The sequence below is a fragment of the Enterobacter sp. 200527-13 genome (assembly GCF_027924865.1).
In the GTDB taxonomy this organism is placed as follows: Bacteria; Pseudomonadota; Gammaproteobacteria; order Enterobacterales; family Enterobacteriaceae; genus Enterobacter; species Enterobacter ludwigii.
Genome location: NZ_BSCM01000001.1, coordinates 238,101 through 256,100, shown reverse-complemented (window position 1 = coordinate 256,100; position 18,000 = coordinate 238,101). Strand labels below are relative to the sequence as shown.

Annotated in this window: 16 protein-coding genes; 6 read left to right on the top strand and 10 right to left on the bottom strand. The window is 56.5% G+C overall.

Features of this window, described 5'->3' with window-relative positions:
- Window positions 1-103: 103 nt before the first annotated feature.
- Window positions 104-2,812, bottom strand: coding sequence for a cation-transporting P-type ATPase (locus QMG44_RS01215; RefSeq protein WP_059306700.1), 2,709 nt, complete (start codon window positions 2,810-2,812; stop codon window positions 104-106).
- 488 nt (window positions 2,813-3,300) lie between these two features.
- Here QMG44_RS01215 and QMG44_RS01210 point away from each other — a divergent pair, with 488 nt between their 5' ends.
- The gene (locus QMG44_RS01210) at window positions 3,301-3,549 is read left to right on the top strand and encodes a DUF1158 domain-containing protein (protein WP_025204775.1); all 249 of its coding nucleotides are present in this window, start codon (window positions 3,301-3,303) and stop codon (window positions 3,547-3,549) included.
- Between the two features lie 59 nt (window positions 3,550-3,608).
- Here QMG44_RS01210 and QMG44_RS01205 read toward each other — a convergent pair whose 3' ends face one another.
- A complete protein-coding gene (locus tag QMG44_RS01205; protein ID WP_020885132.1) occupies window positions 3,609-3,950 on the bottom strand; it encodes a RamA family antibiotic efflux transcriptional regulator in 342 nt (113 codons plus the stop codon).
- A gap of 32 nt (window positions 3,951-3,982) precedes the next feature.
- Entirely contained in the window at window positions 3,983-5,086 is a 1,104-nt protein-coding gene (locus QMG44_RS01200; protein WP_086532855.1) for an MBL fold metallo-hydrolase, read from the bottom strand.
- Between the two features lie 190 nt (window positions 5,087-5,276).
- Between QMG44_RS01200 and QMG44_RS01195 the strand changes: the two genes are divergently transcribed.
- From QMG44_RS01195 to nfsB, 3 genes are all read left to right on the top strand, one after another.
- A complete protein-coding gene (locus QMG44_RS01195) occupies window positions 5,277-5,867 on the top strand; it encodes a TetR/AcrR family transcriptional regulator (RefSeq protein ID WP_020885134.1) in 591 nt (196 codons plus the stop codon).
- Window positions 5,857-6,225: an MmcQ/YjbR family DNA-binding protein gene (locus tag QMG44_RS01190; protein ID WP_086532856.1), complete on the top strand. Its 369-nt coding sequence runs from the start codon at window positions 5,857-5,859 to the stop codon at window positions 6,223-6,225. Before QMG44_RS01195 ends, QMG44_RS01190 begins: the two co-directional genes overlap by 11 nt.
- A gap of 121 nt (window positions 6,226-6,346) precedes the next feature.
- Window positions 6,347-7,000: an oxygen-insensitive NAD(P)H nitroreductase gene (nfsB, locus tag QMG44_RS01185; protein WP_049023163.1), complete on the top strand. Its 654-nt coding sequence runs from the start codon at window positions 6,347-6,349 to the stop codon at window positions 6,998-7,000.
- A gap of 121 nt (window positions 7,001-7,121) precedes the next feature.
- Here the strand turns inward: nfsB and QMG44_RS01180 are convergent, their stop codons facing one another.
- Window positions 7,122-8,156: a hypothetical protein gene (locus tag QMG44_RS01180; protein ID WP_063934376.1), complete on the bottom strand. Its 1,035-nt coding sequence runs from the start codon at window positions 8,154-8,156 to the stop codon at window positions 7,122-7,124.
- Window positions 8,153-9,022, bottom strand: a complete 870-nt coding sequence (locus tag QMG44_RS01175; protein ID WP_014168966.1) for a helix-turn-helix transcriptional regulator — start codon at window positions 9,020-9,022, stop codon at window positions 8,153-8,155. Before QMG44_RS01175 ends, QMG44_RS01180 begins: the two co-directional genes overlap by 4 nt.
- Window positions 9,023-9,129: 107 nt before the next feature.
- On the opposite strand from QMG44_RS01175, the gene QMG44_RS01170 reads away from it, so the two are divergent.
- Together QMG44_RS01170 and QMG44_RS01165 are read left to right on the top strand one after the other, a co-directional pair.
- Entirely contained in the window at window positions 9,130-10,566 is a 1,437-nt protein-coding gene (locus QMG44_RS01170; RefSeq protein ID WP_032677583.1) for an MFS transporter, read from the top strand.
- A gap of 66 nt (window positions 10,567-10,632) precedes the next feature.
- Window positions 10,633-11,877 (top strand): mechanosensitive ion channel family protein, encoded by a 1,245-nt coding sequence (locus QMG44_RS01165; protein ID WP_014168964.1) that lies wholly within the window; start codon window positions 10,633-10,635, stop codon window positions 11,875-11,877.
- Here QMG44_RS01165 and QMG44_RS01160 read toward each other — a convergent pair whose 3' ends face one another.
- From QMG44_RS01160 to pheP, 5 genes are all read right to left on the bottom strand, one after another.
- Window positions 11,878-12,849: a LacI family DNA-binding transcriptional regulator gene (locus QMG44_RS01160; RefSeq protein ID WP_032677581.1), complete on the bottom strand. Its 972-nt coding sequence runs from the start codon at window positions 12,847-12,849 to the stop codon at window positions 11,878-11,880. It abuts the gene before it with no gap.
- Between the two features lie 75 nt (window positions 12,850-12,924).
- A complete protein-coding gene (locus tag QMG44_RS01155; protein WP_281852984.1) occupies window positions 12,925-14,067 on the bottom strand; it encodes a Gfo/Idh/MocA family protein in 1,143 nt (380 codons plus the stop codon).
- Complete coding sequence (locus QMG44_RS01150) at window positions 14,060-15,085, bottom strand: sugar phosphate isomerase/epimerase (protein ID WP_086532858.1); 1,026 nt, start codon at window positions 15,083-15,085, stop codon at window positions 14,060-14,062. The genes QMG44_RS01155 and QMG44_RS01150 overlap by 8 nt, the downstream gene beginning before the upstream one ends.
- Before the next feature lie 15 nt (window positions 15,086-15,100).
- Window positions 15,101-16,339 carry an MFS transporter gene (locus tag QMG44_RS01145; RefSeq protein WP_044867815.1) on the bottom strand — a complete coding sequence of 413 codons (1,239 nt, stop codon included), beginning with the start codon at window positions 16,337-16,339 and terminating at the stop codon, window positions 15,101-15,103.
- Between the two features lie 184 nt (window positions 16,340-16,523).
- The gene (gene pheP, locus QMG44_RS01140; RefSeq protein ID WP_014168959.1) at window positions 16,524-17,912 is read right to left on the bottom strand and encodes a phenylalanine transporter; all 1,389 of its coding nucleotides are present in this window, start codon (window positions 17,910-17,912) and stop codon (window positions 16,524-16,526) included.
- Window positions 17,913-18,000: the final 88 nt, after the last annotated feature.

The window sequence follows — 18,000 nt, the reverse complement described above, 5'->3', positions numbered from 1 at the left end:
GATGTACCTCTGATGTGTTTCCCTCACCCCGGCCCTCTGCCCAATGAAAGGGAGGCCAGCATCCCCTCTCCCGGCGGGAGAGGGTTAAGGTGAGGGCAAAGGGTTATGCAGCCTTACGGAACCTGCGGGTCAGTCGCTTCTCGATTTCAACAACGAAGAACATCACCGCGGCTACCGCCAGCGTGACGAACCAGTAGCGCAGAGGCAGCGCTTCCGTGCCGAAAAGCATCTGCATAAACGGCAGGTAGATGATTGCTGCCTGGAGCAGGAACAACACGCCTGTGACCAGCCAAATCCCTTTGTTCGCCAGCAGGCCACGGTTCAGGGAGAACCCTTCAGTGTTGCGGCAGTTAATCATGTATACCCACTGGGCGCAGACCAGCATCTGCAGCAGCACGGTACGGATGAACTCCGCGCTGTGGCCGCGCGGTGCCAGCCAGGCTTCCAGCGCAAAGGCGGCGATGGCAATCATGGTCCCGACGAAAACCACGCGCCATACGGCGTACGCATCCATCACGTGCTGTCCGGTCTGACGCGGCGGACGCTTCATGATGTTGCGCTCAGCGGCTTCAAAGGCCAGGCCAAAGGAGAGCGTGGCGGAGGTTGCCATGTTCATCCACAAAATCAGTACCGGCGTCAGCGGGATAATGTTCCCTGCCAGCAGCGCAATAACAATCAGTAACCCCTGCGCCAGGTTGGTCGGCATAATGAACAGAATGGTTTTCTTCAGGTTGTCGTAAACGCGACGCCCCTCTTTGACCGCGCTGGCGATGGTCGCGAAGTTATCGTCGGTCAGGACCATATCCGCCGCTTCTTTGGTCACTTCGGTGCCTTTAATGCCCATTGCGATGCCCACGTCCGCCTGGCGCAACGCCGGAGCGTCATTCACACCGTCGCCGGTCATGCCCACGATCTCACCCTTGTCCTGCAGGGCTTTCACAAGGCGCAGCTTATGCTCCGGGCTGGTACGGGCGAAAATGTCATATTTCACCGCGGCGTCTGCAAGCTCAGCGTCGTCCATTTTCTCCAGCTGGTAGCCCGTCACCGCCTGCTCGCTGTTGGTGATCCCGAGCATCTGGCCGATGCTCATTGCCGTCTGCGGGTGATCCCCGGTGATCATCTTCACGCGGATCCCGGCCTGCTGGCAGGCATGAATCGCATCAATCGCTTCAGGACGCGGTGGATCCATCATTGCGGCAATACCGAGGAAGATCAGCCCGTGATTCAGATCGTCATGCGTCAGCGCCTGCTCACCGTTCGCCGGTTTGAACGCCGCGGCAACCATACGCAGCCCCTGACGTGCATAGCGCTCCATCTCGGTTTCCCAGTAAGCGCGATCGAACGCTTCAGCGCCGTTACGGGCCTGCTGCTGTTTACACAGCGCGAAAATCACGTCCGGCGCGCCGGTAATCAGGATGTGCTCCTCGTGACCAATCTGATAGTGGGTGCTCATGTACTTGTACTGCGAATCGAACGGGATCTTGTTAATCAGGGTGGTCATCACCGGCTCAAGATGCGCCTTCGCCGCCAGCACCTTCAGCGCCCCTTCGGTCGGCCCACCGGTGATGCCCCACAGACCGCGTTCGTCCTGAATCAGCTGGCTGTCATTACAGAGATCGACAGTGCGCAGGTACTGCTCCAGCACGGTGCCCGGCTGGATCTGCATCGGCTCGTCGCTGCCTTCCAGGTAAATGTTCCCCACCGGCTCGTAGCTGTTACCGTCCACGCGGTAGCAACTGTCGGCAGTAATGATGGCTTTCACCGTCATCTCGTTCATGGTCAGGGTGCCGGTTTTATCCGAGCAGACCACGGTCATCGCCCCCAGGGTTTCAACCGTTGGCAACTTGCGGATAATCGCCCGCTTGCGTGCCATCGCCTGCACGCCAAGAGAAAGGATGATAGAAATAATGGCTGGCAGACCTTCCGGCACGGACGCGACCGCCAGACTAATCAGAGAGAGCAGCAGCTCGCCCATGGGGATTTCGCGGAATACCAGGCTGAAGACAAACAGTGCCGCCATCATCGCCAGAATAATGGCGAAGATCGCTTTCCCCAGCTTGTCCATCTGCACCAGCAGCGGCGTACGATGCTTTTCAATACCCGCCATCATCTGGTTAATGTGGCCAAGTTCAGTCTCTTGCCCGGTGGCAATGACCACGCCAATGCCGCCCCCTGCACTCACGGTCGTACCGGAAAAGACCAGGTTAGTGCGGTCGCCCAGCGGTAATTCGCCGGTCAGCGGATTAATGTGTTTATCCACCACGGTAGATTCGCCGGTCAGAATAGCCTCTTCCACGCGTAAATTATGCGCTTCGATTAAACGCATATCCGCCGGAATACGATCACCTGCGCGTAATACAATAATATCGCCCGGGACTATTTCAGTTGTCGGTAGCGTTTCATGATTGCCATTGCGAATGACGCGCGCTTCGCTGGAGAGCATATTACGAATACTCTTCAGGGATTTTTCCGCATTGCTTTCCTGAATATGGCCAATTAACGCGTTGATTACCGCCACACCGAGAATAACCAGCGTATCGACCCAGTGGCCCATAACCGCGGTTAATACCGCCGCGGCAAGCAGAACGTAAATCAGTACATCATTAAAATGGGCGAGAAAACGTAGCCAGGCGGGCTTGCCTTTTTTCTCCGGCAACGCATTAGGGCCATACTGATGCAGACGTGCCTGCGCTTCAGCACGGTCGAGGCCGCTTGCCTGGCTCTGCTTGTTAGCAAGCACTTGCTCAACGGTCTGCTGATACGCCTGCCCACCAGCAGGTGGCATGTTCTGAGAGAGATTTTTTTTGGTCATCGTATTTTTCCTTCAATATACGGTGGACGGAAGCCTGAATTCCTTTCTGGCTTTAATAAATTCATTTTTAAGGCTTGCGGGTAAAATTGATCTACCGCAATATAATTACTGCCGGGGTATTCAAAACTAATAACTATTATTCGAATACGATGATTTTTACAAAATATTTCTAAACCAACGCTAAACGAGGAGGAACCATGTTTGGTATTTATCGCGCACGCCGCCTGGCGTTATACATTGTCGCAGCCATTGTTATTGCCACGTTAATTGGATATAGCACTTATATGTTTGTAAAATTATTTGCATGACAAGGACATTTATTTACATAACGCGATAATAATTTAATCGCTTCTGAGAGATTATTCTCTTTCTGTTATTTATTCGCAGAAAAGTGCATTTGATTTAACAAAAAACGTCTGCCGGGTTTATATTGCTTTACGTTCCGCGATGCCGGACAATGACATTTTTAACTGACGATTAACATTAAGATGAAACACCCGTTAGAATCGCTGCTCACAGCGGGGGGCATTTTGTTGATGGCCCTGCTCTCCTGCCTGCTGTTACCTGCGCCGTCGCTTGGGCTGGTGCTGGCGAAAAAGCTGATGACGATCTTCCACATGGTCGATCTTAACCAGCTGTACACCATTTTGTTCTGCGTGTGGTTTTTACTGCTTGGCGCCCTCGAATTCTTCATCCTGCGTTTCGTCTGGCGTCGCTGGTTTTCACTGGCATCGTAAGTAAAAAAAACCGGGTGCGGCTACGCCTTACCCGGTCGGATTTCTGCATAACGACACGTTCAGTGTGTCCGGCTGTGGTTCTCTTTGCGGTACGCGCCAGGCGGCTGGTTGAAGGTACGGGTAAAGATACGCGTAAACGTCTGCTGCGAATCAAAGCCGTAGCGCAAACAGATATCGTAGACACGCTCGTCCGATTCACGCAGGTCACGCGCTGCCAGCAGCAGCTTGCGTTCGCGAATGTAACGCCCGAGACTTTCTCCCTTGTACTGCATAAACAAACGCTGCAGATGCCATTTCGAGTAACCCGCGTGGCGGGCGATCTCTTCGATTCGTAATGGCTGGTGCAGGTTGTCGTCGATCCACTCGACGATGGTGTCGATGACTTGAGCGGAAATGGTCATACTGCTCTCCCCCTCTGCTTCTCGCTTAAACATTATTCCCACCACTCACGAAAGGTTTGCGTGGTATCACTCACGTGAACAGGTTCACCCAGCTCCGGCGTCAGTAGCCGATAATTTTTATCTTTGCTGGCCTGCGCCAGCTGGATCAGCGGATCGTTCCAGGTGTGTTTCGCCAGCACAAAGCGTCCGTTATGACCAGGCACGACAGCTTTCGCGTTAAGGTCAGCCGACGCCTGCGCCGTTTCCGCCGGCATCATGTGAATGTACTTCCAGTCCCGATCGTACTGGCCGTTTTCCATGATGGCTAAATCCACCTCGCCGAACTGCTCACCGATGGCCCTGAAGTGCGGGCCGTAACCAGTGTCTCCGCTGTAATAAACCTTCTGCGTCGGCGTGACGAACATAAAGCTCCCCCACAGGGTTTGATCGCGTTTAATCCCGCGTCCGGAGAAGTGACGTGCCGGCAGGACGTGCACCGTTAAGTCATCACTGATGCGCACCGACTGGTTCCAGTCGCGCTCGTCGATAATCTCCGGCTTCATGCCCCAGTAGCGCAGATGAGATCCAACGCCCAGCGGAGTAACCACACGTTTCACCTTCGGCAGTAACGCCCTGATGGTGGCGTAATCCAGATGATCGTAGTGATCGTGGGAGATGATCAGCAGGTCGATCTCCGGCATGTTCTGCGCATGCCAGGGATACTCGCCCGCAAAAGCTTTATTGAGGAACGAGAACGGCGCGGCATAGTTGCTGAGCACCGGATCGATCAGAATACGTTTACCCGCCAGCTGCATATACCACGACGAGTGACCGAGCCAGACCAGCGTGTCCTGCTCCAGCGGCAGACTGGCGAGATCGGTTTTCACCAGCGGCAGCGGCTGCGCGGGACGGGCATTTTCGGTTTTGCGGGTCAGAAATTGCCACCACGCTACCAGCATATTTTGCTCGCCGGTGAAGCCCGGTGTCGGCAACGTATTGTGGAATTTCCCGTCGCGATACTGCGGGGAGGCCTCCACTTCGGTAAGCTGCGCACCCTGCGGTGGCTGGCCAAATCCAGGATTCAGGACAAAAGGTAAACTCGCAGCTGAAGCAATAATCATGACGAACACCACGCAGATGAATAGAGGCTTTTTCATATCCTGACCCGAAAACGCGCCCCATCCGATGGTTTACGCGGGTTGAACTTGATTATGAGTGAGTAAGCACTCATTATAGATATGATGATAAAGTCGTCAAGACGTTTTCGATCTTTGACATTGCGCGTTGCAGCCTGTCAAAGCACGTGTTTCAATCAAGGTTTTTACAATTGACAGGAGGAACAATTTAGTGGCACGTCCGAAGAGTGAAGATAAAAAACAGGCCTTACTGGACGCAGCAACCGCTGCATTTGCACAGTCAGGTATTGCCGCCTCAACGGCCTTAATTGCCCGGAACGCGGGCGTCGCTGAAGGCACACTGTTCCGCTACTTTGCTACCAAAGACGATCTGCTGAATGCCCTCTATCTGCACCTGAAGCAGGATCTCTGCCAGACGATGCTGGCGGAGCTTGATCGCACGCTCACCCTTCCCAAAGAACATACCCGCAATATCTGGAACAGCTACGTGGACTGGGGCATCCGTAATCCTGTCGCTCACGCCGCCATTCGCCAGCTTGGCGTCAGCGAGAAGATCAGCGCCGAAACGGAGCAGGCCGTGCAGGAGATGTTCCCGGAACTGCATGAACTGTGCCGTCGTGCAGTGCGTCCGGTATTTATGTCCGATGAGTTTCGTACCTTTGGTGATGCCATGTTCTTATCGCTTGCCGAAACCACCATGGAATTTGCCACCCGCGATCCGTCCCGCGCCGTCGATTTTAAAGCGCTGGGCTTTGAAGCCATGTGGCGTGGACTCGCCTCCGAGGATATTGATGGACAGTAAATCGCTGCAGGAACACGCCAAACGCGTGGCGCTGGAACTGCCGTTCACCGAACACTGCTGGCCGTTCGGGCCGGAATTTGATGTGTTTAAAGTGGGTGGCAAAATTTTCATGATTGTTGCGGTTGCTCACGGGCGACCGCATGTCAGCCTGAAATCCGATCCGGAAAAATCCCTGTTAAACCAGCAGATCTACCGCGGCGTTGAGCCGGGGTATCATCTCAATAAAAAGCACTGGATTTCACTCTACGGCACCGACGATGTTACGCCGGAACTGGTGGCCGATCTCATCAACGATTCCTGGAATCTGGTCGTCGATAAGCTGCCGAAAAAACACCAGAAATGGATCAGGCCGCGCTGATTGTTCGTCTGAGACGAACAGATTAAGCGCTCAAAATGCACTTATCTTTTCCCGCTTCGCACGGTAATCTGCACTCCTTTTCGCGCCCGCACGCGGGCGAATTTTATCACCAGGAGTTGTTATGGATATCATTTCCGTTGCCCTGAAACGCCACTCCACCAAGGCGTTTGACCCAAGCAAGAAACTGACCGCTGAAGAAGCGGAGAAGATCAAAACCCTGCTGCAGTACAGCCCGTCCAGCACGAACTCCCAGCCGTGGCATTTTATTATTGCCAGCACTGAGGAAGGTAAAGCGCGCGTGGCCAAATCTGCGGCAGGCACTTACGTGTTCAACGAACGCAAAATGATGGACGCCTCTCATGTGGTGGTGTTCTGCGCGAAAACCGCCATGGACGATGCGTGGCTTGAGCGCGTCGTCGATCAGGAAGAGGCCGACGGTCGCTTCAATACCCCAGAAGCAAAAGCGGCGAATCACAAAGGTCGCTGCTATTTCGCCGACATGCACCGCGTGGATCTGAAAGATGACGACCAGTGGATGGCGAAACAGGTTTACCTCAACGTCGGTAACTTCCTGTTAGGCGTGGCCGCGCTGGGCCTGGATGCCGTACCCATTGAAGGTTTTGACGCCGCCATCCTCGACGACGAGTTTGGCCTGAAAGAGAAAGGCTTCACCAGCCTGGTGGTGGTCCCGGTTGGACACCACAGCGTGGAAGATTTCAACGCCACGCTGCCAAAATCTCGCCTGCCGCTGAGCACGATTGTGACCGAGTGCTAAGACAAACGGGCCGCTACTGCGGCCCGTTTTCAATCACGCGTCATCTGCCTGGTTTCGCCATTGAACCAGCTTCTCACGCAGACGGCGTTTTCTGCGTCTTCCCGATAAACACGCGCAAAACTTACTTCTCCGCACGCCCGGCATGCCAGATCCGCTCCGCATACCGCCCTATCACCGCCAGCGACGCCGCCAGAATCAGGAAGAACACCACCTTGTTCATCCCATCCCAGAAGTATTCGAAGTAGCGGGTATAGAGGTTAATGGCGAGGAACGTCAGGCCAAACCCGCGCAGCATGCCGTCGTCGGTTTTCAGACTGATGTAAATACAGAGAACCGCCGCCACCGCAAACAGCAGCGCCCACGGCAGCAACGAGGCCTGGGTCACGCTGTACCAGTTATCGATATCGTAATTACCAAATATCGACATGATCCACAGGGCGACAAAGAGATACGTCAGCCCCATCGCTTTACTGGTGGTGTAGAGATGACGGGACTGCAGCACAGCGCGCAGGATCCAGCACAGGGCCAGCAGCGCGCCGCCGAAAAAGATAAAGCGCACCGGATAGTTCATTCCCAGCCAGTAAGCGCCCCAGCCGGACATATAGCCCGTCTCCGCGCCAAACCAGTTGCCAAGCGAGAGCAAGAAGAACAGCCAGACCAGCCCGGAGCGGCCGAAAAAGCCTACCAGACCATAGACGGCACAGCCGGCCAGGAACAGTGGCGCGATGTGACCGCTGCCGTTATCCAGCCGTTCACCCAGCTGCCAGAGCGCGATGGCGGTAAACAAGACTCCGAGGAACAAAATCGCTTCGGTACTGTAATGCCACTGCGTCTCCCGCCGCTGGCGGCTGAAGCCCCACAAATAAAACAGCACGGCCATCAGTGCCGGCAGCCCGATGCGGGCAAGGGAGGAAAAAGCGAAGAATTCGATAATGCGCGCCATCAGTTCGCTGTCCGAAAACAGGCTGCCGATGGCGATAATGACGCAGGCGAGTGCCGTCCAGAAGGCATAGCGGCTCAGCCGCTGCCAGTCCATGGTCACGCGTTGAAGCGTACCGGCCAGCCGCTGATGGTCGTCAGCGGTTAATGTGCCTTCCTGTTGCCACTCGTTGAGTGCGCGGCGTAGCAGCCGCTCCTGTTTGCCGGTAACCTTCATTTTGCCTGCTCCGTCAGCCATTCCATTGCTCTCTCCCCGGCTTCATCCACTGGCAGATACACCAGCAACCGGGAACCGTTTCGTGGAGCAGAGTACCAGTACATCTGCTGCAGGGTAAATTCCCCAAGCTCAGGATGGGTAAACAACTTGAGCTGGTTTTCCACACCGCGCACGTCATTGCGCTGATGCCACAGATTTTTAAACTCCTCAGACACCGCAAAGAAGCGCGCCAGTTTGGCTTCCCACAGCGGGTCACCCCGGTGCTCGGCCATCGCCGCCCGGAAATAGGAGACAAAGACGGGCAGCACATCGTCACGTCTGCCGAGACGGGCGCGCCATGCCGGGTGGGTGAGGAACAGATAAATACAGTTGCGGTCTTCCGGGGGGATCGCATTGAAATCGACACCCATCAGATGACCAAAGCTGTCGTTCCAGGCCACGATGTCGAAATTAGGTTTCTGAATACTGGCCGGTTTCGGCATCAACGTATCAAGCAGGCGGCGCGTGCCTTCGCTGATCCCTTCACAGCAGGTGGCCTGCGGTGCTTCACCCGGCGGTAGCCCGGCCAGCACAAAAAGATGGCGCGCTTCGGTCGGGGTGCATTGCAGCGCTTTTGCCACGGCGGCCATCACCGCGCTGGACGGATTGACGTCCCTGCCCTGCTCAAGCCAGGTGTACCAGGTCACCCCGACGTCCGCCAGCAGGGCCACCTCTTCACGGCGCAGCCCGGGCGTGCGACGTCGACCGCTGCGCGGCAGGCCGAGCCGCTGCGGATCGAGGCTTTCGCGTCGGGCGCGTAAAAACGCACCAAGTTGTTTTCGGGTGTCATCCTTGAGCGAGACGACGGGTTCAGACATCAGCGCCATAAATCCCCCTGCATGGTAGTGCCAGTACCAGTATAAGCAAGAACTGGTACCCGTTTATCAGATCGTTGATGCTACGACCATCTGTTGAATGACGCAATGGAGTTACCATGAATACGTCAGTCGTTTCACCGGGCCGCGCAGGCCTGATATTGCTGTTAACCGGCCAGATGCTGCCGCTGATTGATACCTCAATCACCAACGTGGCGCTGGATGCTATCACCCATTCGCTGCACGCTACGGCCACCGAGCTGGAATTAATTGTGGCCCTCTACGGTGTGGCCTTTGCCGTCTGCCTTGCCCTCGGCAGCAAGCTGGGGGATAACCTTGGCCGCCGTCGTCTTTTCATGTGGGGCGTGGCGAGCTTTGGCCTGGCCTCGCTGCTGTGCGGAATGGCAGGCAACATTGAACAACTGCTGGGCGCCCGTATTCTTCAGGGGGCTGGCGCGGCGCTGATCATGCCGCAAATTCTCGCCACCCTGCACGTAACACTGAAAGGCACGGCCCACGCGAAGGCCATCAGCCTCTTTGGCGGCATCGGCGGCATCGCGTTTATCGTCGGCCAGATGGGCGGAGGCTGGCTGGTATCGGCGGACATTGCCGGCCTCGGCTGGCGTAACGCCTTCTTTATCAACGTGCCAATTTGTCTGGTGGTGCTGGCCATGAGCCGCCGTTACGTGCCGGAGACCCGCCGCGACACGCCATCAAGCATTGACTGGACGGGCACCGTCCTGCTGGCGATCATCCTCTGCTGCCTGCTGTTCCCGATGGCGCTTGGCCCGCAGTGGCACTGGTCCTGGCCGCTTAAGGTCGCGCTTATCGCCATTATCCCGCTTGCCGGGTTGATGGCCCTCAACGCCCGCAAAAAAGAGCGGGACGATGCGCATCCGCTGATCCCGCCGCGCCTGCTGCAGTTGCGCAGTATCCGCTTTGGCGTGCTGATTGCGTTGCTCTTTTTTAGCGTCTGGTCCGGCTTTATGTTCTGCATGGCGTTAACCATGCAAACCGGTCTGGGGATGGCGCCGTGGCAGTCTGGCAACAGTTTTATCGCCCTGGGTGTTACCTACTTTATTTCAGCGTGGTTTGCCCCGCGTCTGATTGCCCGCTACAGCACCAGTACCATTCTGCTGACCGGTCTGGCGATCCAGATAGCGGGCCTGCTGGCGCTGATTGTCACCTTCCGCCTCTGGGGAATGCACAATACCGCGCTGACGCTGGCACCCGCGACCGGGCTGGTCGGCTACGGTCAGGCGCTGATCGTGAACAGCTTTTATCGTATTGGCATGCGCGATATTCAGCCTGATGACGCCGGGGCGGCGAGCGCCATTTTGAGCACGCTGCAGCAGGCGGCGCTTGGACTCGGCCCGGCCATCTTTGGCGCGATTTTGCTGCACGGTCTGCAGAATCATCACGGAGATTACACCCAGGCGATCACCCTCTTCCTCGCGGTGGAAACTGGCCTGATGGTGATCCTCGCGCTGGCGACGCTGCGGGTTCGCCATCACCTGTGCCTGCCGGTGGTGACGACCTGCCACGCCGTCAAATAACCCTGACGAATTTGCATAATAGATCCGCAGCCGCCATTATGGGGCTGCATCAATACAGGAGACGTTATGCAGGAATTAATTGCTCAGGTTGAAGAGTTAGGCATTGAAATTAATCACACCACCTCTTTAGTGATTATCTTTGGTATTATTTTTCTTACCGCACTCATCGTTCATTTTATTTTGCACAAAGTGGTCCTGCGGGCCTTTGAGAAGCGCGCGCAGGCCAGCAGCCATTTATGGTTGCAAATCATTACCCAGAACAAGTTATTTCACCGCGTCGCTTTTACCCTGCAGGGGATAATTGTCAACGTTCAGGCGGTACTGTGGCTGCAAAAAGGCAGCGAAGCCGCGGAAATGCTCACCACCTGCGCAAAGTTGTGGGTGATGGTGTATGCCCTGCTCTCGTTCTTCTCGCTGCTGGACGTCATTTTCAATCTTTCGCAAAAGATGGCGACAGCCTCGCAGCTCCCGCTGAAGGGCATCTTCCAGGGGATAAAACTGGTGAGCGCTATTCTGGTGGGGATTTTAATTATCTCGCTGCTGATTGGTCAGTCGCCAGCCATTCTGATTAGCGGCCTGGGCGCCATGGCTGCGGTGTTAATGCTGGTGTTTAAAGACCCGATCCTCGGGCTTGTCGCCGGGATCCAGCTCTCCGCCAATGATATGCTTAAACTCGGTGACTGGCTGGAGATGCCAAAATACGGAGCCAACGGCACGGTCACGGACATTGGCCTGACCACCGTCAAGGTGCGCAACTTCGACAATACCATCACCACCATTCCGACCTGGGCACTGGTCTCTGATGCCTTTATCAACTGGAGCGGCATGTCGGCCTCCGGCGGGCGACGCATCAAGCGTAGCCTGAATATAGACACCACCAGCATCCACTTCCTCGACGAGCAGGAGCAACAGCAGCTGATTCAGGCGAAGCTGCTTAAGCCGTACATGGCGGCGCGTCACGAAGAAATTTCGCTCTGGAATCAGGAAAACGGTGAAGGCGAATCGGTACTGAATCTGCGCAAAATGACCAATATTGGAACCTTCCGCGCCTATTTAAATGAATATCTGCGTAATCACCCGCGGATCCGTAAAGATATGACGCTGATGGTTCGCCAGTTAGCGCCAGAAGCTAACGGGCTGCCAGTTGAAATATACGCGTTCACTAACACGGTCGTCTGGGCGGAATATGAGGCGATTCAGGCCGATATTTTCGACCATATATTCGCCGTGGTGGATGAATTTGGTCTGCGTATTCATCAGTCTCCGACCGGAAACGATATTCGCTCGCTGGCTGGCGTAATAGCGAAATAATCAGGCGCTGGCGCGGGAGATAAAGCGCCAGTCCATCATCACTCTTTCCGTGGGCGCATCCGGGTTATCGATTTTATTCAACAACAAATCGACCGCCTTGCGCCCAATATCCCGCGACGGCTGTTCGATGGTGGTGAGCGAAATCATCTCCGCCAGTTCCGTACCGTCAAACCCGACTACCGCAATGTCTTCCGGCACGCGTAATCCCGCCTGCTGGATCGCATGCAATGCGCCTGCCGCCAGGGTATCGGAAACGGCAAAGACCGCGTCCGGCGGGTTTTCCTTCAGCAGGTTTTGCATCGCCGCCATTCCGGCACTGAAGCTGAGATCGCTGGCGTATTCCACTGCCTGGTAAGCCAGATCTTTCAGGTGGATAACGCTCTTATAGCCACGCTCGCGCAGGCGGGCATATTTATAACTCAGGTCGTGGTTAATCATCGCGATCCGCCCGCGCCCGCCGTCGGCAAGCTGGCTGACGGCATGCTGCGAGGCGTCCACGTCGTTAATCCCCACGCAGGAGACCGCACCGGCATCGGCGTATTCGGCGCACTGCACCCACGGCGCAGCGCCAATCAGGGCAGCCAGTTCAGGAAGCTTTGAGAAGGCATCCATGGTGATAATGCCGTCGACAATTTTACCGGACAGCAAACTCAGCCCCGAACGCGAGCGTTCAATGTCAGAGCCGGAGTTGCACAGCAGAATGCGGTAGCCGTTCTTTTCGGCTTCCTCTTCAATGCCTTTCACCACTTCGGCGCAGAACGGGTTAGCGATGTTCGACACCATTACCAGAATCATATAGCTGCGGGCAGTCCGCAGCTGGCGCGCCAGCAGGTTGGGCTGGTAATTACTCTCTTTGATCGCCTGCAGGACGCGTTCGCGGTTTTTCGCTTTCACGGTGTCGCTGTTGTTAAGCACGCGAGAGACCGTTGCCACGGACACCCCGGCAAGCTGAGCGATTTTCTGAATGGACATAGCGACGGCACTTCCTGCGGTTAACGTTTTATGCAGGCTACCATAAATTCGTTGCCCGGCGAACCGGGCAACGCGTCAATACGCAACGCGCACCCAGCGCTGTTGCTGATGGCTTTTCACTATCGCATCAATGATATACATGACGTTCGCGCCGTCATGGAACGTCGCAAACAGCGGCTGTGCCGGCATCTCCCCCTGCATCACGGCGCGGTAAAATTGCGCCATCATATTTTTAAAGGCATCAGGCCAGCCTTCGATATGTCCGCCGGGAAAATGGGCGCTTTCGTCCACGTCACGGTTCATCAGGTTTGGATCGTCGGAGAGGGTCTGGTTTGCCTGCGCGCGATGGCCGATCCAGAGTTGCTGCGGCACCTCCTGATCCCACGCCACGGACCGTTCGCTGCCGTTAATTTCAAACGTCAGCCGATTTTTGCGCCCGGCGCTGACCTGCGAGACGTTAAAGCTGCCTTTGCTGCCATCGTCGAAGCGCACCAGCACCGAGCCAAAATCTTCGGTGGTGACCGGTTTGTCTTCATCGTTCGCGCTGCGATCATCCGTGAAGGTCCGGTTTCCCGCCGCACTGGCCTTGCGCGTTGGCCAGACGATGGTGAGGTCGGCCATCACGTCGGTGATCCGCCGCCCGGTCACAAACTGCACCGTGTCACACCAGTGGGAGCCAATATCCGCCACCGCGCGCGACGCACCGCCCAGCGTGGCATCCACCCGCCAGTTGTAGTCGGTTTCCAGCAGCATCCAGTCCTGCAGGTAGCTGCCATGCGTGGCAAACAGCCGACCGAGACTGCCCTCGCGCTTCATGCTGGCCGCCTGACGCACCATCGCAAACTGGCGATAGACAAAGCTGACGCCGTGTACCACGCCCGCCTGCTCAGCCAGAGCCACCAGCTCGCGGGCCTCTTCCGGGGTCATACACAGCGGCTTTTCGGAAAAAACATGCTTACCCGCCCGCAAAATCTGGCGGTTAATCTCTGCGTGCAGATGGTTTGGCGTGCAGTTATGCACCACGTGCAGATCCGGATGGGCGAGCAGCGCCTCAACGTTCCCGTAAGCATGGGGCACATTCAGCTGGCGCGCCTTTTCCTGCGCTTGTGAAAGCGAGCTGTCGCACAGGGCGACCACCTGCACACTGCCGAGACGCCGCAGCGCCTCAATGTGCGCCGGGCCGATAAAGCCGCTGCCGACGATCCCGACGTTAATCATGGCTGCCTCCCGCGGCGAAATCGTCAAACGCACGCCCGGATACCGGAATGATATGACGACGGATAAATTCGCTGCCTTCGCGGGCGCCGGTATCGCCATCCTTAAGACAGCACTCCCACTCCAGCACTGCCCAGCCCTCGTAGTCGTACTGGGTCAGTTTGCTGAAAATACCGGTGAAGTCGATCTGCCCGTCGCCCGGCGACCGGAAGCGACCCGGACGATGAAGCCACGACTGGTAGCCACCGTATACGCCGCTGCGCCCGTTGGGACGAAACTCTGCATCTTTGACGTGAAACGCTTTAATGCGCGCATGGTAGAGATCGATAAACGTCAGGTAGTCCATCTGCTGAAGCAGCATATGGCTGGGATCGTAGAGAATATTGCAGCGCGGGTGGTTGTCCACAAGCGCCAGAAAACGTTCAAACGTCACGCCGTCATGCAGGTCTTCCCCCGGATGCAGCTCATAACAGACATCGACGCCATGCTCATCAAAAGTGTCCAGAATGGGCCGCCAGCGGGTTGCCAGCGTCTGGAAAGCGTCCTGAAAACGCTCCGCGTTGTGCGGCGGCCACGGGTAGAAAAATGGCCACGCCAGCGATCCAGAAAAAGTGGCGTGCGCTGTCAGGCCTAATTTTGCGGAGGCCGCCGCCGCCTGATTCAATTTGCTGGTCGCCCACGCCCGACGGGCCGCGTCGTTACCCCGCACGCCTGCCGGCGCGAAATGGTCAAACGCGTCGCCGTAGACCGGGTTCACCGCAATAAGCTGCCCTTCCAGATGGGTCGACAGCTCGCTGATCGCCAGCCCGTGCTCCGCCAGCGTGCCGGTAATGTCGTCACAGTAGACCTGGCTCTCAGCCGCTTTCTCCACGTCAAAAATGTGCGGATGATTGCAGGGGATCTGCACGGCTTTGTAGCCCTTACCTGCTGCCCAGCCTGCCAGCCCATCCAGCGAGTTAAACGGCGCTTCTGCGCTGATAAACTGCGACAGGAAAATACCGGGTCCCTTAATCGTTCTCATACCACCTCCTGAACGTTACGCCTTGTCATCGTCATATTTGAACGTGAGAAGGAAAATCAGCGCAATCACCGCTGCCGCCACCGCCGGGATCCACCAGAAGGTGACCCACGCCTGCGGCACGGCCTGTCCTGCCACCAGACGGTTATACAGCGCGCCAGAAATCTGTGAACCAAGCAGCATGCCGATGCCATAGGTGAACATCACGATCATGCTCTGCGCCTGGCCTTTCACCTTTTCGCCCGCCACGCGGTCGGTATAGATAAAGCCCACCACAAAGAAGAAGTCATAGCACACACCGTGCAACAGGATGCCGAGATAGAGCAGGAAACGTCCCTCCTCACTCACTCCCATGGCAAACATCGCGTAACGGACAAACCACGCCAGCATGCCGACCAGCAGCATGACTTTCACGCCCAGACGGCGGAAAAGCAGCGGGATCACCAGCATGAAGACAATCTCTGACATCTGGCCGAACGACATCGCGGTGCTGACATCAGCAATCCCGGCATCCGCCAGGTATGAGGCGGTGTAAGCGTAGTAGGTGCCAAGCGGCACGGAAATCAGCATTGCGCAGACGGAAAAGACCAGGAAGTGGCGGGTTTTCAGCAGGGCAAACGCATCAGCGCAGAACAGATCGCGAATCTGGACCGGCAGCCCTTTTGCCGGGGCGGGCGTGTGCGGCAGCGTCAGGCTGTAAAGTGCCAGCAGCACGGAGCTCGCTGCCGCAACCTGGAAGATCGTGACGCTGGAGGCCACGCCGGTAACGCCGATAAAGATCCCCGCGACAATCCAGCCGATCGTGCCGAACACGCGCACCACCGGGAAGGTTTTATCGACGTTTGCCAGGCTGTGAAACGCGATGTTGTTCGTTAACGCCAGCGTCGGCATATAGCAAAGCGTGTAGCCAAACAGCAGGCCGATCAGCAGCGCACCATTTTCAGCGATCAGCGCCCCCGGAACGAACCACAGGATAGCCGCGCCCGCCAGGTGCATTACCGCCATCACCTTCTGCGAGGCGAAGAAGCGATCCACCAGCATCCCGAGCACGAACGGCGACAAAATAGAGGCGATGGGCCCGGCGGAGAACGCATCACCAATCAGCAGCGACATGTTGTGCTGGGTCATCACCAGACCCAGCGTGACCGACCAGCTACCCCAGATAAAAAACTGCAGAAACATCATCAGCGACAGACGCGGAACCAGCAGCCGGTGCTGCGCTATCACCTTTCCACTACTTTCAGTTGTTGACACCATAATGAGCCTCACCCTAGAAAAGTAATCGATTACAAATACCCTCAAATGAAAAGTAATCGATTACAAAATAAAGATCCTGTGGATCAGGAGAGATTTGGGAGAGGGGTCACGATAAAGAGGTTAATCGCGTTGGGATGGGAAACCGGATAGCTCGTCCTCTCCCACCGGGAGAGGACGGCATGCATTATTGCTTGCGGGAAAGTTTAAATGCCACAAACAGGAAGATGACCCACACCGGGAGCAGCATCGCGGAAAGGCGCATGTCGTCCATGGTGCACATCAGCACAAGGATCAACCCGAGGAAAGCGATGCAGAGATAGTTTCCTGCCGGATAAAGCAGCGCTTTAAACTGCGTCTCACGTCCCTTGCGACGCATCGCGGCACGAAAACGCAGGTGCGCCAGGCAGATCATGATCCAGTTCAGCAGCAGGGTGGCAACCACCAGCGCCATCAGCAGGCCAAACGCCTCTTTTGGCAGCAGGTAGTTGATCACCACCACCAAAGAGGTGATCGCACCGGACAACAGCAGAGAATTCACCGGCACGCCGCGACGGCTGACGCGGGTTAAGAACTTCGGCGCATTCCCCTGCACGGAGAGGCCAAACAGCATCCGGCTGTTGGAGTAGACGCCGCTGTTATAGACCGAAAGTGACGCCACCAGAATAACGAAGTTCAACGCTGAGGCCACCACATTGCTGTTGAGATCGTGGAAAATCATCACAAACGGACTGCTGTTTGATTTCACCTCAACCCAGGGATAGAGCGCGAGCAATACCACCAGCGAACCAATGTAGAACAGCAGAATACGGTACACCACCTGGTTGACCGCTTTCGGAATGCTTTTATGCGGGTCGCGCGCTTCAGCGGCGGTGATACCAATCAGCTCCAGCCCGCCGAAAGAGAACATGATCACCGCCAGCGAAAGGATAAGCCCCTTCCAGCCGGTCGCCAGGAAACCCCCGTGCTGCCACAGGTTGTCGATCGTGGCACGCTCACCGCCATGACCCGAGAACAGCAACCACAGGCCAAAACCAATCATGCCGATAATCGCCAGCACCTTGATGAGCGCAAACCAGAACTCGGTTTCACCATACAAACGGACGTTCACAAGGTTGATGGCATTGATGATAATGAAGAAGGCCGCCGCCCAAATCCAGGTGGGCACATCCGGGAGCCAGTACTGCATGTAGATGCCAGCGGCGGTCAGCTCTGCCATCCCCACCAGCACAAACATCACCCAGTAGTTCCAGCCGGAGAGGAACCCCGCAAACGGCCCCCAGTATTTATACGCAAAGTGTGCGAACGAGCCTGACACAGGCTCTTCGACGACCATCTCGCCAAGCTGGCGCATGATCAGGAAGGCGATAATCCCGGCGAGGGCATAACCCAGCAATACCGCCGGCCCCGCCATCTGAATGGCCGGGCCGATGCCGAGAAACAGCCCGGTACCGATAGCCCCACCGAGGGCAATTAACTGTATATGTCGATTTTGCAAACCACGTTGCAGCGTCGGATTCTGTTCCGACGAAGCTTCAGCGCTACCGGTGCCTGAAGCGGATGACGCGTCTTTCACGCCCTACCCCTGTCTCTTTTTTAGAAGGGGCACGTTTTAACACTTCAGGCTGGTGGTAGCAAGGGAATGGGGCATCCCTGCCCCGGAT

Excerpts from the sequence above, each read along its gene's own strand:
- QMG44_RS01215 (WP_059306700.1), bottom strand. The coding sequence starts at position 2,812 with ATGACCAAAAAAAATCTCTCTCAGAACATGCCACCTGCTGGTGGGCAG.
- QMG44_RS01210 (WP_025204775.1), top strand. The coding sequence starts at position 3,301 with ATGAAACACCCGTTAGAATCGCTGCTCACAGCGGGGGGCATTTTGTTG.
- QMG44_RS01205 (WP_020885132.1), bottom strand. The coding sequence starts at position 3,950 with ATGACCATTTCCGCTCAAGTCATCGACACCATCGTCGAGTGGATCGAC.
- QMG44_RS01200 (WP_086532855.1), bottom strand. The coding sequence starts at position 5,086 with ATGAAAAAGCCTCTATTCATCTGCGTGGTGTTCGTCATGATTATTGCT.
- QMG44_RS01190 (WP_086532856.1), top strand. The coding sequence starts at position 5,857 with ATGGACAGTAAATCGCTGCAGGAACACGCCAAACGCGTGGCGCTGGAA.
- nfsB (WP_049023163.1), top strand. The coding sequence starts at position 6,347 with ATGGATATCATTTCCGTTGCCCTGAAACGCCACTCCACCAAGGCGTTT.
- QMG44_RS01180 (WP_063934376.1), bottom strand. The coding sequence starts at position 8,156 with ATGAAGGTTACCGGCAAACAGGAGCGGCTGCTACGCCGCGCACTCAAC.
- QMG44_RS01175 (WP_014168966.1), bottom strand. The coding sequence starts at position 9,022 with ATGGCGCTGATGTCTGAACCCGTCGTCTCGCTCAAGGATGACACCCGA.
- QMG44_RS01170 (WP_032677583.1), top strand. The coding sequence starts at position 9,130 with ATGAATACGTCAGTCGTTTCACCGGGCCGCGCAGGCCTGATATTGCTG.
- QMG44_RS01165 (WP_014168964.1), top strand. The coding sequence starts at position 10,633 with ATGCAGGAATTAATTGCTCAGGTTGAAGAGTTAGGCATTGAAATTAAT.
- QMG44_RS01160 (WP_032677581.1), bottom strand. The coding sequence starts at position 12,849 with ATGTCCATTCAGAAAATCGCTCAGCTTGCCGGGGTGTCCGTGGCAACG.
- QMG44_RS01155 (WP_281852984.1), bottom strand. The coding sequence starts at position 14,067 with ATGATTAACGTCGGGATCGTCGGCAGCGGCTTTATCGGCCCGGCGCAC.
- QMG44_RS01150 (WP_086532858.1), bottom strand. The coding sequence starts at position 15,085 with ATGAGAACGATTAAGGGACCCGGTATTTTCCTGTCGCAGTTTATCAGC.
- QMG44_RS01145 (WP_044867815.1), bottom strand. The coding sequence starts at position 16,339 with ATGGTGTCAACAACTGAAAGTAGTGGAAAGGTGATAGCGCAGCACCGG.